The following is a 13,826-nucleotide window of genomic DNA, read 5'->3' as shown; positions in this document are numbered from 1 at the left end:
TAATATCGTAACCAAGTAGGAAACTAAGCTATGTATATCAACGGTGATGCAAAAGCGGCCCGGACGTACGATGCCATCGTAATTGGTTCGGGTATCAGTGGAGGGTGGGCGGCTAAAGAATTGTGCGAGAAAGGGTTAAAAACGTTGGTTCTGGAGCGCGGGCGTGATGTTCGGCATATTACAGATTATCCAACAGCTACGCGTAATCCCTGGGAGTTTGCGCATCGAAACCGCATGCCGGAGACGTTCGAACAGGCAAATCCGATTGCTACCAAGTGTTATGCGCTGGATGAGGCAACGGAGCAGTTTTTTGTGAAAGATGCCGATCATCCCTATGTACAGGAAAAGCCTTTCGACTGGATTCGGGGTTATCAGGTTGGCGGGAAGTCGCTGATCTGGGCTCGGCAAACCCAGCGCTGGAGTAAATTTGATTTTGAAGCCAATGCCCGCGATGGGGCTGCTGCAGACTGGCCTATTCGGTATGAAGACCTGGCCCCGTGGTACAGTCATGTCGAACGGTTTGTGGGTATTAGCGGGAACAAAGATGGCCTGGAGACACTTCCTGATGGGGAGTTTCTGAAACCTTGGGAGTTGAACTGTGTTGAGAAACACATTCAAAAACGAGTTGCCGAAACGTATAAAGACCGTCATGTGATCATCGGGCGTTGTGCGCACCTGACCGAACCGAAGCAGATTCATTACGATCAGGGGCGTGCCCAATGCCAGGCAAGGCATTTGTGTTATCGGGGGTGTCCGTATGGAGGCTACTTCAGTTCCAATTCATCGACCATTCCCTGGGCAGCTAAAACAGGAAAGCTAACCCTCCGGCCCGATTCGGTGGTTCATTCCATCATGTATGATGATCAGAAAGGGAAAGCAACGGGTGTTCGGGTCATTGATACACACACCAAACAGATGACCGAGTACTATGCCCGAATTATCTTCGTCAATGCGGCTTGTCTGAACACCAATCTGATTCTGCTCAATTCAACCTCCCGGCGTTTTCCAAATGGATTGGGGAATGAGAATGGATTGCTGGGCCGGTATGTGGCGTTTCATAACTACAGAGGAAATATTGTGGCCGATTACGAAGGGTTTGAGAATGGCTATTTTTATGGCCGTCGGCCCACAACGGCGTTTATGCCCAACTTCCGAAATATCCGAAAGCAGGAAACCGATTTTCTGCGGGGGTACATGGTTGCGTTCAGTGCTTCCCGATCGGGTTGGCAGCGCGGTTTGGGACAGTCGGGTTTTGGCGCTGACTTTAAAGACCAATTGAGTGACCCCGGTGGCTGGCATGTATTCATGATGATGCAGGCCGAAACCGTACCTCGTCATGAAAACCACGTCAGGCTCAGCAAGACCCAAAACGATGCCTGGGGTATACCGCAACTTATAACCGCCATCGATTATACCGATAACGATCTGAAGGTAATGGCCGATTTTCTGGAGCAGGGAGCCGAGATGCTCGAAAAATCGGGTTGTAAAAACATAAAACCGTACGACGATCACCGAAACCCTGGTCTCGACATTCACGAAATGGGTGGTGTACGCATGGGTCGAGACCCAAAAATATCTTTACTAAATGCACACAATCAACTGCATAGTGTCAAAAATGTGTTTGTAACGGACGGAGCTGCCATGACCTCAACGGGTTCTCAAAATCCATCCATCACCTTCATGGCTTTAACTGCCAGAGCCGCCAATTTTGCGGTTCGAGAAATGAAACTAGGAAATTTATAACGTGTTGAATCAACAACAGTACATCAAAGAAACGCTATACGCTCTCTGTAAGGCTTATGTCGTACAGCGGATTGAAACCGCACAACAAGCCATGGATGCAGCTCAGGAAGCCGCGAACTCGGAGTCGAAAAGTAGCGCGGGCGATAAATACGAAACGGGCCGAGCGATGGCGCAACTCGAACGCGACCGAAACGCTCAATTGTTGGCCGAAGCACTGAAAGTAGAGCGTGATTTGAAACAGATTCAGATCGACAAAAACTACGAGGCTGCACAGCCAGGAAGCGTAGTTGTGACAAACCGGGGGGCGTTTTTCATCAGTATCGGGGCCGGGAAGCTTAGTCTGAATGGGAAAGAGTATTTCGCGGTTTCACCCGCTTCCCCGATCAGTACTGCTTTGGCTGGACGAAAAGCAGGCGAATCCATCACGTTCAACAAATTGCCTTATCAGATTTTAGAGGTTTATTGAACATAGAATACGGATTTTTAGGATCGTTATGATCCGCGTAAATCATAACGATCCTAAAAATCTGTATTCTATTATTAAAATACCCGTTCTCCGTTGATCCAGGTCTGGCGTACTTTGGTTTGCCGGATTTTTGGATTGGGTACCAGCATAATATCCTGGTCCAGAATGACAAAATCAGCTTGTTTGCCGGGGGCAATACAGCCGCGCAGGTGATCTTCAAAACAGGCATAGGCTGCCCAACGGGTCATGGCCAGTAGCGCTGATTTTCGATCAACTGCATTTTCCATCTGGTAGCCACCTGCGGGATAATTCTTTGCATCCTGCCGGGCTACGGCCGCGTGAAAGCCAAATAGTGGATTGACGGCCTCTACCGGAAAATCGCTGCCGAATGCAATCAGGCTGTTCTGTTTCATCAGGTCGTTGAACGCATAGGCCCCTTTTACCCGAATGGCTCCTAACCGATCACCTGCCCAGTACATATCGGAGGTAGCATGAGTTGGCTGAACGGATGGAATAATGGAATAGCGGCCAAATTTCCACACATCCTCGGGCGAAACCACCTGGGCATGCTCAATCCGCCAACGACGGTCGTTTTTACCTTCCAGCAAGCGGCCATACAGGTCGAGCATGAGATGGTTGGCGGAGTCGCCAATGCAATGCGTATTGGCCTGAAATTTTGATTTGTACAGCAGTTTTGTGACGCGCTCCAGTTCAGAAGGGCTAAGTAGCAGAAAGCCAGTGGTTTCGGGACGATCGCTATAGGGTTGACGAAGGCAGGCTCCTCGTGATCCCAAAGCGCCATCGGCATACAACTTAAAGGAGCGAACAGTTAATCGATCTGTCTGGAACGGGCCGCGTTTTAGAAAGTAATTCAGGTTAGGTTCGCCCAGGCTAACCATCGCATAGTCCCGAATTTTTAGCTTGCCAGCCTGTTGCAGACTGTCGATCAAATTGATTTCGTCGGGGCTGATCCCCGCATCGGATACGGTCGTGAGGCCCAGCGCTACACAGGCTTTTTCGGCATTCAGCAGCATTCGGGCTTTGTCGCCTGCATCCGGGCGTGGAATGACTCGTTTGACAAACTGCATGGCATTATCAACCAGTACACCCGTTGGTTGCCCGCCGTCTAGCACTACCTCTCCTCCAGCCACCTGTGATCCGCCGGTTACGCTGGCTAAACGGAGTGCTTTTGAATTGACGAGTAAGGCGTGGCCGTCAATGCGGGTTAGGGCAACTGGAACGTTTGGAAAGGCTTCATCCAGTTTTTCTTTGGTAGGAAACGCTTTTTCGGGCCAGTCGTTCTGATCCCAGCCCCGGCCAGTAAGCCAGATTATGTTTGGATGTGCCTGATAAAAAGTCTTGAGTCGATTGATGACCTCATCATACGATTCGGCACCAACCAGATCGGCCTGATCGAGTACCTGGCCAAGACCCAGAAAATGGGCATGTGGATCATAAAAGCCAGGATAGACAGGTTGTCCGGCCAGATCGACCTGTGTAGCCGCTTCATACTCGTTTGCCAGGGTTTGACCATCGCCCACGGCTAAAAATTTTCCATCTTTTATGACGAAGGCATTCGCCATCGAAAAGCTCGAATCAGCCGTATAAACGCGCGCATTCGTGACGAGTAAATCGGCCTTTTTTTTGAAGGAACACCCAGACAATAGGAGCGATAGAGTAGAAAATAGTAGAAAAAGGTGTTTCATACTGGTTGGGAAAAAAAAGATAGTGTGCAAGTTAAACGAAAGGTTGATAAGCTGACCGGGCAATTGCAGATTCTCTTACTTTTGTCCTACTTGTAGTTATAACCGTTAATCAATGAAACTCAGCAGTTGCCTTCTTTTTGCCTGCCTGCCTTTTTGGGCTTTCTCTCAACAAACTCCTAATGCAATCCAACGCGCTCAGCAACGCACTTTCACGATGGCTACACTGCCCCAGCCGGGGGAGCTTTTAACCCTTCAGCAGGCCGTTGATCAGGCAGTTAGTAAAAACTATCAAATCCATATCAATCGTTCGCAGGAGGAAATTGCCCGGAATAACTACAGTAAGGGAAATGCAGGGTACTTACCTTCGTTAACTTTCAATGGGAACTCAAACGGAAGTCTGCAAAGCTTCCGGCAAACAACGATTGGCAACCTTCAGCCACCACGCGAGGGAAGTGGTATATTCAACCGAACGTCGAACCTGGGGGTCAACCTGAACTACACGGTTTTCAACGGCTATTATCGGCGGTCATTTTATTCGCAACTCGAACAACTGCTCAAAATAAGCACTGTTAGTACCCGTGCCAATGTAGAGGCCACCATCGCCAGTGTAACAACAAGTTACTACGATGTGGTACGCCAGTTGCGTCGGCTGATCACCTTTAGTCAGGCACTCGACATTTCACGGGAACGGCTCGAACTGGCACGAGCTAACTACGAAGTCGGAACGCGTTCGAAAGTCGATTTTCTGAGCGCACAGGTTGATTACAATACCGATAGTGCGGCTTTACTGTCGCAGGAGCAGGCGTTACGGAATGCCAAAATCATTCTGAATAATTTATTGATTCGTGACCCACAGACCGAGTTTTCTGTCCGGGATACGATTGTCGCACATCCTAATCTACAACTAGCTCCCCTGCAGGAATCCTTAAATGCCAACAATCCCCTGCTGGCAGCAGCAGTACTTAACCGGGCTGTTGCCGATTTGAACGTTCAGTTGGCCAATTCAGCGCAGCTTCCCCTGGTAACGGCTCAAACAGGCTATAATTACCAATTTATCGATAACCAGGGCGGTTTTGGGGTAGCTACAGGCCGTACAAGCGCTATCACCTACAACGTGGTGGCCTCGATACCCATTTTTAATGGATACAACCTGAAACGACAGATTCAGAATGCCAAGGTCAATACGATCATCGCTCAGGACCAGGAGTCGAGTCAGCGACTTCAACTTGTTACGGCGCTCAATCAGACCTATCAGGCCTACCAAAACAGCCTGCGTATCCTGAATCTGGAAGTATTGAACAACCAACTGGCTAACCAGAACGTCGAGATTGCCTACGATCGCTATCGAATTGGAAATTCAACCTTCGTTGAGTTCCGGGATGTTCAGCGGACTTCGGTCGATGCGCAGACTCGGCTTATTGAGGCTGAGTACACAGCTAAAGCGACAGAGATCGAACTGCTTCGATTAAGTAGTACCATCACCCAGCAATTGGGGCTATAATAAGCGAGGGTGATGCGAGTGGCCCTCTCGTTGCTTCTCGCATCACTTTACACTCTTGATCTGGTCTTTTAAAAATTTGAGCAGGAGCTTTTCCACGCCATCGAGACCATACGGACTCGTTTGCCGGAATCGGGCTTTCTGCTTAAAATAAGGCATCAAATCCTGGCATTCATAAGCCTCCAGTATCTGGGGGTGAACATAATGTTTTCGGCAAACGGTTCGTGTGTTACCTAATTGATGGGCCACTTGATCGAGCACCGTATTGACGTTTTTCTTCGCTTCTTTTTCATTTTCACAGGGCCCCAGTTCTACCAGGAGTCGTAGCGCGTTTACAGTACCAGCCCAGGTTCGAAAATCTTTGGCTGAAAAATCACCATTCATCGTTTCGCGCAGATAATCGTTGACCATACCTGAGTCGATCGAGTGGCGATCTCCCTGCTGATCCAGATACTGAAACAGTTCTTTGCCCGGAATATCCCGACAGGCTTTTACCAGACGGGCCAACCGACGGTCGTGGAGTGTAATGTCGTGGTAAATGCCTTTCTTCCCTTTGAAACTGAATCGGACCTCACCACCATCGAGTTTAACATGTCGGTCTTTGAGCGTGGTTAGCCCATACGAACCGTATTCTTTCTCATAAGCCGCATTGCCTATTCGAATCAGCGTTTGCTCCATAACGCCCAATGCAATGGCAATTACTTTTTCCCGCGCTAGAGTTGGTTTTTTTAAGTCCTTCGCAATGCGTGCCCGCAACGCAGGCAGAGCCTCGCCAAAAGCGACCATCCGAAAGAATTTCGTTTCGCTCCGAATGGCGTTCCATTTGGTATGGTATCGATATTGTTTTCGCTGTTTGGTATCGATACCCGTAGCCTGTAAATGCCCATTGGGTTTAGGACTGATCCAGACATGTTCCCAGGCGGGTGGGAGAGCCATACTCCGAATACGGCTCAAAGTGGTTGCATCGTCGAGCGGGTTTCCTTTGGGGTCCACATAAACAAATTGTTGACCCTGCCGTTGCCGATGGATACCCGGCATAGTATCGTTCATGTAGATAAGCCGGGCGGCCTGTGCCGCCTGGACCGGATCGTGGGCTAATTCCAGTAGATTCACGTTCGTTGAAAAAAGTAGTGAAATCGAATAATGAGCCTGAGTGGGATACACTCAGTTGTGCTGATTCCTGTAACTGCCAGACGAACGAATTGGTTAAATTAATTTCAGCAGAATCCTTTACCGAGTTGTAGATGGCTGCTCAGAGGCTTTCCCGAAGAACCATAGGGCCAGTGCCGTAACGTAGTGATAAAAATCTGTGGGATGGATAAGACTACTAAAGGCGTCGGCTTTCGTGGCCAGACCCAGCGCCATAGCGGCCAGCACAACCCACATACCCCGTTTGTTGCGTTGCAGTAATGAAAACACGGCCAGTAGCATCAGTATCAGAATACCAAGTGATGGAATAATAGGAGTAAAGACCTGGGCATTGGGTGAGAGAAGATTAATAAACAGAAATAATCCGAAAACAACAGCGGCTACAAACGTTGGCCAGGATAAAACTCGCCGGTTCAACAAGGCATAAACGGCTGTTACTACACATACAACACCCAGAGAATCAGATAAAACGATCAGAGAATGGTGGAATGGTTCAAGCGACTCATTTCCGGAAAAATGAATAACGCCAACGAGAGCAGCCAATGACGTAGTAAGCAAAAAAAATCCCCACAAGAGTCGGTTGTAAAGGGAAATGCGCCCGAAAAAGTGCCAGAACACCCCCACGCCCGCACCGACTAAAATGGATCCGGAAAGGATGTGCGAAAAAATCATCACGTAATTTACGAAGTTTCGGCTACTTTTGCCCAACTTTTTACGAGATGCGAGATAAGTAGCCATAGAACGAAAGCGTAGTAAATGTGCGTCTGACTTTCTTCGTATGGTTTTGCTTCTTTCCTCTAGTTAACCGTATCGCCAACGATTTCTAAAACCTATCATGTCTGTTTTAGTCAACAAAGAATCTAAAGTAATCGTCCAGGGCTTTACTGGCTCGGAAGGCAGTTTTCATGCCCAGCAGATGATCGAATATGGTACCAATGTGGTGGGTGGCGTTACCCCTGGTAAAGGTGGGCAAACACACCTCGACCGGCCCGTGTTCAATACCGTTCAGGAGGCTGTTGATAAAGCTGGGGCTAATGTTTCGATCATTTTTGTGCCCCCTGCTTTTGCCGCCGATGCTATCATGGAGGCTGCTGAGGCTGGTATCAAAGTAATTATCTGTATTACGGAGGGCATTCCGACAGAAGACATGGTGGCCGTTAAAAACTACCTGGCAGATAAGGACGTTCGGCTTATTGGGCCAAACTGTCCGGGTGTTATGACAGCCGAGGAATGTAAGGTCGGTATTATGCCTGGGTTTATTTTCAAAAAAGGTACGATCGGAATCGTTTCTAAATCAGGAACATTGACCTATGAAGCTGTTGATCAGTTGACCAAAGCGGGTTTAGGACAGTCGACAGCAATTGGTATCGGTGGTGATCCAATTATCGGAACAACGACCAAACAGGCAGTTGAGCTATTGATGAACGATCCTGAAACCGAAGCCATCGTGATGATCGGTGAAATTGGTGGAGGTATGGAAGCCGAAGCAGCTCGCTGGATCAAAGCAGATGGTAATCGCAAGCCTGTAGTAGGCTTCATTGCCGGGCAAACCGCGCCCAAAGGTCGCCGGATGGGCCACGCTGGAGCGATTGTTGGTGGTGCAGACGATACGGCTGCCGCTAAAATGGCGATCATGCGTGAATGTGGCATCCACGTAGTTGAATCTCCCGCCCTTATTGGCGATACGATGCTTAAGGCTTTAGGTAAATAAAAAAGTGAAAGAGCGAAAGGGCGAAAGAGTGAAAGAGTGTATAGCAAGTAGCAGGACTATGGTGATAGTTACGCTCTTGCACTCTTTCGCTCTTTCGCTCTTTATTTTTCCCTTCGCAATCGGCCAGTCCCGAAATGCAGGAATTGGTCCCAAAGGAAAGTACTACCCCGTTCATGATTTTCATGATGATTTTCAGGTATATGATGAGCGGGCAAAGGCCTATGTGCCTTATATTGTTGAACTCCATGCTAGTCAGACTGCCCTCAGTGTATATGTCGATCTGGAAAGCAATCGGCAGTACAGTCTGCTGGTATCGACACAGGAAGAAGGCTATCTATTTATCAATGCAGCGCTCAAACGCAAACTCCGCCCGGGGCAGTGGCAGGTTTTGAGTATCGATAGCTTGTATCGGGTATACCGCCAGCCAGAACTATTTCTGACCATTTATGGGGCTCCCGGTCTTCAGGATAAGCAGTTGTTCATTGGGTATCCTAAATCAGCGACCCAGAAACCCGTGGTCCTGCGCGATGATAATCTGAGCGTTCGGCCCCGCATTCGTACGATCTACGATAATTTTCTGGGTGTGGGGCTGCTCTTTCTGCTGGCTACCCATGCCTTCCTGTTTAGTTTTTATCACCGGGCTTTTTTGCGATTCTATAGCTTGAGTGATCTGATCTCACTCCGGGCTCAGGAGGAGTCATTTCTGATTAACCGACCACTCAGCAGTACCAATATGTTGTTTGTACTAAACCTGAGTTTTGTCATTGCCTATCTGATTGTTTTTGCCCAAAGCCGTAATATCGACGTATTTGCTTCCCGGGAGCTACTGTTGAGTGAGCAACATTTTGGCTGGCTGATCGGTGAGTTTTTCCTGCTCAGCGGAGTTGCTTTTATGAGCCTGGTAGGGAAGTATATAGCCCTGGAAATTATGGGGGGGCTTTATAAGCTTGAAGAAGTCGTGAATGTTCATTACTTCAAAATTTTACAATCATCTCTACTATTTTTTACATTTCTAGGGGTATTACTGACGATCATTGCCTATAACATTTCGACAGTCAACTGGTCACAAAACGCGTTGCTGCTTCCACTGATCGTATTCTATGCTGCCCGGCTTGCCTTACTCTACTTTGTGATCCGTAGTCTGGACCCTATCAAGAATCTTTATTTATTTTCGTACCTTTGTATCGTTGAATTGATCCCGCTCATCATTGGTTTGCGTTTTGCAATCTGATGAGTGAATGTTCAGCCTGCAGTGTATCTGATAGTCAGCAAATAGGATTGTGCTATTCAGGAAAGCTGTCGACTGCCAACCGACTATTACCCGCGTAGAGATTCGATGAACGAGACGAGCATGCAATCTGCCGAAGCCCGGCTTACGAAAGTAAACCGGATGTTAGTGACCCAATCCCGACCCGCCGACGAGAAATCACCTTATTTCGATTTAGCCAGCAAGTACAATATTCAAATTGACTTCCGCCCCTTTATCCAGATTCAGGGAGTGTCGCATAAGGATTTTCGTCGTCAGAAAATTAACATTCTGGCACATACGGCCATCATTTTCACCAGCCGTAACGCCATCGACCACTTTTTTCGGATTTGTCAGGAAGGGCGGGTCGAGGTCCCGGCCGACATGAAATACTTCTGTATTTCAGAGCAAACGGCCAATTACCTTCAGAAGTACATTGTTATCCGAAAGCGTAAGATATTTAATGGGACGAAAACCGCTACTGAGCTATTCGATCTGATTAAAAAGCATAAGAACGAGAAGTTTCTGTTTCCATGCTCAAACATCCGACGAAATGATATTCCAGAATTCATGGATACCAGTGGGCTGCACTTCACCGAAGCGGTGATGTATGAAACAGTACCTACCGATTTGTCGGACCTGGATATCAAGAGTTACGATATTATTGCGTTTTTCAGTCCGTCGGGTGTAAGCTCTCTGTTTAGCAACTTCCCCGATTTCAACCAGAATGGCATTCGTATGGCTGCTTTTGGGCCCACTACAGCTAAAGCGATTACCGATGCCGGGTTGACCCTTGATATTGAAGCACCGTTGCCGAATGCGCCATCAATGACAGGGGCACTGGATCTCTACCTAAAAAAGGCTAACAATTGAGTTCCGTTAGCGGTTATACGAAACGAAATGCCGGAGTCAGGTTAGTCCCCTAATTTCCGGCATTTAGGCTTTTTTATAGGCCAATAATTTGCGCTTACGGACGTTTACATGTAAACTGTGATTTATTTCCCAGAGCGCTCTGTGGCAGTTCTGAATTTTGCTTAGGCCGTATGATTCGCACATTTTACGTTTTTGCCTTTTTATCGCTGACGATGGCTGTATCAACCGTTCTGGCACAGCAGGATCCTCAGTTCAGTATGTACATGTACAATCCCCTTTACTACAATCCGGCAGCCGCCGGATCGGAGGGGGTAACCAGAGTCCAGCTTACCCATCGAACCCAGTATTTGGGTTACCAAACGATAGGAAATGGCGATGGTAGTGCGGCCCAAAGCTCCCAGTTGTTGTCCTTTACGATGCCTTTGGATAAAATAAAAAGCGGTATTGGGGTTTATGCGTTGAATGACAAATACGGTCCATCCATCAATCAGGCCATCCAATTGTCGTATGCCTATCGGCTGGCCTTGAAAAACGGGACGCTGGCACTGGGTGTTCAGGCAGGTATGTTTAACCGGGGCTATGATTTCAACCAGTTCAGGCCGACAGATCCTGGCGACCCGTTGTTGCCGGGAGGACGAATTAATTTATTCAAGCCTGATGTCGGCGCAGGTGTTTATTATAACACGACCGATTATTGGGTAGGGGTAAGCATGACTCATCTGAATCGAGCTACCTACAGCTATACATCCGGCTACGAAACCGATCCGTCGGATAGTAAAGCCTATCTGTCAGCAGGGTATCGCCTTGGTTTTGGGTACAACATTGACATACAGCCATCGGTTTTGCTTCAGTATAGTACCAAAGAAGGGTTACCCGGATCGGTGGCGACGGTCAACGTGGTAGGTACCTACGACAACCGTATCTGGGCAGGTGTAGGCTATCGGGTTAAGGATGCCGTTATGCTAACGGCAGGCATTAACTTAATGCGAAACAATGCCTTGCGGTTCGGTGTAGCGTACGATATTGTAACCAGTGGAACACAGATAAAAAGCGGAAGCTCTGTTGAACTTATTCTGGGCTATGCCTTACCTACCATCGATACGCGTAAAAAGCCAATTATCCGAACTCCTCGTTTCCGGTATTAAGGAGATAGAAAATGGCTAAAATTTAGATTTGCAGACTATTTTGGCAGTATTCTTGTTAGGCAGTTTGCAAATAGCCACTTATTTTTGAGGGAATGGACTGATTCATACAGTACTAATTCGTCTAAGTCATAAAACCCATTGAGTCGGGATAGAGTTAGAAAATTATTCAGGTCCTGGTTTTACATACAATAACCAAACAGATTTTCGTTTTTAGTCTGGTCTCGCACAAGAAGAAGCAAAGTTCTACGATGATGAAGTATAATACAGTCAACGCAACCCGGATGGTGATGGTCGCAGCAGTCGTACTGCTAATGCAAGGTTGTGGCTTCCTGAAATCAAAATTTAGCAAAGGTGGCAAAGGAGGAGAAGTTGGCGTAACCAACGGGGAAATTACGGCTACAGGTCGTAAAGGCTGGAAGCAGCCAACTCCGTATGGCATGGTGCTGATTCCTTCAGGTTCGTTTATCATGGGACAGGCCGACGAAGATGTGGCGGCTACCCAGATCAACATGAACCGTCAGGTAACGATCAGTTCGTTCTACATGGATGATGCCGAAATCTCGAACCACGAATACCGCCAGTACATCAATGCGCTGCTGGCCGATTCGGTTTCGACGCTGGGCGAAGAAGAAATTATGTCGAAGTTTTATCCAGATACAACTGTCTGGAAAAATGACTTCACCTACCATAACGGTGATCCCATGCTGGAGCACTACTACGCTCACCCTGCCTTCGATACCTATCCGGTAGTAGGTGTAAGCTGGATTGCAGCTAACCACTTCTGTAAATGGCGTACGAACATGCTGGATGATTACCGTACAAAAGAGGGGGGCTATAAATCGTTTGGTTTCCGCCTTCCATCAGAAGCGGAGTGGGAGTGGGCCGCTCGGGGAGGTAAAAACGGAGCTAAGTATCCTTGGGGTAATCCCTACGTAGCCAACGGTAAAGGCTGCTATCTGGCAAACTTCAAACCACAGCGTGGTAATTTTGATGCGGATGGTTACCCCTACACCGCTCCGGCAACTGCCTATAGCCCGAATGATTATGGCCTGTATAACATGGCCGGAAACGTTGCCGAATGGTGCCGCGATGCCTATGCCGAAAATACCAATGCCATCGTCTGGGATATGAACCCCGACAACCAGAATGCAGATGAACCTCGTAAAGTTGTTCGGGGTGGCTCCTGGAAAGACATTGCCTACTACCTCGAAACAGGCACACGGTATTACGAATACGAAGATCAAAAGCGTTCTTATATTGGCTTCCGTTGCATCATGGACAACCTGGAAGGACGGACAGCATCGGCTCGTGGTAGTAGGCTTGGAGGGAGTGGTAAGAGCAAGAGCAGCAAAAAATCGGCCGCAAAAAAAGTATAACTCATAACAAAGTCAATTACCTAGTCCAACCAACAATCGCTTATCATGGCAGCAGCAAAGTCAGTAAATTTCTTTTGGGATCGTTTAGTACCAACCATTTATAGTGCCGGTGCCGCCGTCGTTATTGCCGGGGCATGGGCTAAAATTACCCACAACGAACAATTTGGCTGGTTATTAACAGCCGGTCTTCTTACCGAGGTTGTCATCTTTGTACTTTACGCGGTTCAGAGTTTCACCAACCCTACCACATCGTCGAGCGAATATGCCTGGGAGCGTGTGTACCCGGAACTGGCCGATGATTTTAAAGGAGAGGCTCGTAAGCCAACGCCACAAGCGAATGGGCTAACGGCTAATATGGATCAAATGCTGGCTCAGGCTAAAGTAACGCCCGATGTATTCGAGAAGCTGGGCTCTGGTTTCCGTAATCTGAACGATACCGTTTCAAAACTGTCTGACCTGACCGACGCTACAGTAGCAACTAACGACTACGCTCGCAATGTAAAGTCGGCATCTAGCTCGATCAGCGAAATGAACAAATCGTACGGTACGGCGATCACGGCTATGAATTCGATGGCCGATGCAACCACCGATGCGAAAGATTACCGCGATCAATTCCAGAAGGTTACCAAGAACATGGGTGCACTCAATGCGGTTTACGAACTGGAATTACAGGATACCAACAAACATCTGAAAGCCATGAACGCTTTCTACGGTAGCCTGACGGCCGCTATGGAAAACATGAGCGATGCCAGCCGCGATACGCAGCAATTCAAGAATGAACTCGCCAAACTTACGGGCAATCTGGCCTCGCTTAATAACGTGTATGGCAGCATGCTGACCGCTATGCGCGGCAACTAAAATAAGTTAGTTGTAGAGTTGTAAGATTAGGGAATCATACGGGGTTTCGCCTACG

12 protein-coding genes are annotated in these 13,826 nt (G+C 48.0%); 9 read left to right on the top strand and 3 right to left on the bottom strand.

The window, feature by feature from the left end:
* The first annotated feature begins 30 nt into the window (after nt 1-30).
* Together B153_RS0111355 and B153_RS0111350 are read left to right on the top strand one after the other, a co-directional pair.
* Nucleotides 31-1,743, top strand: coding sequence for a GMC oxidoreductase (locus tag B153_RS0111355; protein WP_020596828.1), 1,713 nt, complete (start codon nt 31-33; stop codon nt 1,741-1,743).
* Nucleotides 1,744-1,747: 4 nt separating this feature from the next.
* Entirely contained in the window at nt 1,748-2,209 is a 462-nt protein-coding gene (locus B153_RS0111350; protein WP_020596827.1) for a hypothetical protein, read from the top strand.
* A gap of 74 nt (nt 2,210-2,283) precedes the next feature.
* Here B153_RS0111350 and B153_RS0111345 read toward each other — a convergent pair whose 3' ends face one another.
* The gene (locus tag B153_RS0111345; RefSeq protein ID WP_020596826.1) at nt 2,284-3,915 is read right to left on the bottom strand and encodes an amidohydrolase; all 1,632 of its coding nucleotides are present in this window, start codon (nt 3,913-3,915) and stop codon (nt 2,284-2,286) included.
* 112 nt (nt 3,916-4,027) lie between these two features.
* On the opposite strand from B153_RS0111345, the gene B153_RS0111340 reads away from it, so the two are divergent.
* On the top strand, nt 4,028-5,416 hold the full coding sequence (locus B153_RS0111340; RefSeq protein ID WP_026262079.1) for a TolC family protein: 1,389 nt from the start codon (nt 4,028-4,030) through the stop codon (nt 5,414-5,416).
* Nucleotides 5,417-5,458: 42 nt separating this feature from the next.
* On the opposite strand, the gene B153_RS0111335 is transcribed toward B153_RS0111340, so the two are convergent.
* Entirely contained in the window at nt 5,459-6,526 is a 1,068-nt protein-coding gene (locus tag B153_RS0111335; RefSeq protein ID WP_040761268.1) for a DNA topoisomerase IB, read from the bottom strand.
* Nucleotides 6,527-6,643: 117 nt separating this feature from the next.
* The gene (locus B153_RS0111330) at nt 6,644-7,300 is read right to left on the bottom strand and encodes a hypothetical protein (protein ID WP_020596823.1); all 657 of its coding nucleotides are present in this window, start codon (nt 7,298-7,300) and stop codon (nt 6,644-6,646) included.
* Between the two features lie 97 nt (nt 7,301-7,397).
* Here B153_RS0111330 and sucD point away from each other — a divergent pair, with 97 nt between their 5' ends.
* The 6 genes from sucD (at nt 7,398) to porL (ending at nt 13,771) form a co-directional block, all read left to right on the top strand.
* Nucleotides 7,398-8,273: a succinate--CoA ligase subunit alpha gene (gene sucD, locus B153_RS0111325; RefSeq protein WP_020596822.1), complete on the top strand. Its 876-nt coding sequence runs from the start codon at nt 7,398-7,400 to the stop codon at nt 8,271-8,273.
* A gap of 76 nt (nt 8,274-8,349) precedes the next feature.
* On the top strand, nt 8,350-9,504 hold the full coding sequence (locus B153_RS0111320) for a DUF4271 domain-containing protein (RefSeq protein ID WP_245564869.1): 1,155 nt from the start codon (nt 8,350-8,352) through the stop codon (nt 9,502-9,504).
* Nucleotides 9,505-9,609: 105 nt separating this feature from the next.
* The gene (locus tag B153_RS0111315; RefSeq protein WP_020596820.1) at nt 9,610-10,392 is read left to right on the top strand and encodes a uroporphyrinogen-III synthase; all 783 of its coding nucleotides are present in this window, start codon (nt 9,610-9,612) and stop codon (nt 10,390-10,392) included.
* A gap of 170 nt (nt 10,393-10,562) precedes the next feature.
* Entirely contained in the window at nt 10,563-11,537 is a 975-nt protein-coding gene (locus tag B153_RS0111310) for a PorP/SprF family type IX secretion system membrane protein (protein ID WP_020596819.1), read from the top strand.
* Nucleotides 11,538-11,785: 248 nt separating this feature from the next.
* Nucleotides 11,786-12,913: a T9SS ring complex lipoprotein PorK/GldK gene (gene porK / locus B153_RS0111305; RefSeq protein WP_026262076.1), complete on the top strand. Its 1,128-nt coding sequence runs from the start codon at nt 11,786-11,788 to the stop codon at nt 12,911-12,913.
* A 45-nt stretch (nt 12,914-12,958) separates the two neighbouring features.
* Nucleotides 12,959-13,771: a type IX secretion system motor protein PorL/GldL gene (gene porL / locus B153_RS0111300; RefSeq protein WP_020596817.1), complete on the top strand. Its 813-nt coding sequence runs from the start codon at nt 12,959-12,961 to the stop codon at nt 13,769-13,771.
* Nucleotides 13,772-13,826 lie beyond the last annotated feature (55 nt).

It is taken from the genome of Spirosoma panaciterrae DSM 21099 (assembly GCF_000374025.1).
GTDB lineage: Bacteria > Bacteroidota > Bacteroidia > Cytophagales > Spirosomataceae > Spirosoma > Spirosoma panaciterrae.
This window is presented reverse-complemented; position numbering and strand designations above follow the sequence as displayed.